At 68.5% G+C, this 758-nt stretch carries 1 protein-coding gene; it reads left to right on the forward strand.

The genetic code is table 11. The annotated features are described in order from the left end of the window. Positions 1-209: 209 nt before the first annotated feature. The coding region (locus AB6730_RS18845) for a transposase (RefSeq protein WP_371025121.1) at positions 210-758 on the forward strand (549 nt) is incomplete at its 3' end.

A 758-nucleotide genomic window follows, 5' to 3' on the forward strand; every position in this document is an offset into this window, starting at 1 on the left:
CGGCTTGTGTCTTTCCGAAGGGCTAGGCTTGGAGGTGAGAGCGGAGTGCGGCAAGCCGATGGACGGCAGTGCCGCGAGCACGTGTGGGAGCTAGGGCTGCCGCACTCCCTCCACTAAAGCCCGAACAGTTGCTCGAGTCGTACCTCGAATTCACAAGCCGGGGCATGGTGGAGGTGCTCTCACTGCCGATCGTACTCCGGAGTGAAGCCATGAGCATCTTTGTAGGTATCGATGTGGGCAAAGCCACGCTGGACGTGGCGTGCCATCCCCGCGGACCCGGCGGGCGCTTCGACAACTCGCCCCGAGGGCACCGCGCGTTGCTTGAGGCGCTGGCGCCACAGGCGGTCCAGCACATCGCCATCGAGGCCACGGGCGGTTACGAACGAGGCATCCTCGACGCCTTGGCCCAGGCCGGCTATTGCGTCACGCGCCTGGCCTCGCACCGGGCCACCGCCTATGCACGGGCCCTGGGCCACTTCGCCAAGAGCGATGCCCTGGACGCGCAGGTCCTGGCCCGCATGGCCGCCCACGTCCCGCCCCAACCGTATCAATCGCCCTCGCCCGAACGCGCGGAACTGGCCGAGTTGCTGCGTTGCCGTCTGCAACTGGTCGGTCAGCGCGATGACAATCGCCGCCGCCTGGCGCAGACCCGGCTGGCCGCGGCACGGCACGCCCTGCAGGCCATGATCGATGCGGCCAAGGTCCAGATCGCCGACCTGGACAAGCGCATCGCCACCGCCACGACGGCGGCGGCGCCC

The sequence above is a fragment of the Luteibacter sp. RCC_6_2 genome (genome assembly GCF_041360655.1).
Classification (GTDB): domain Bacteria; phylum Pseudomonadota; class Gammaproteobacteria; order Xanthomonadales; family Rhodanobacteraceae; genus Luteibacter.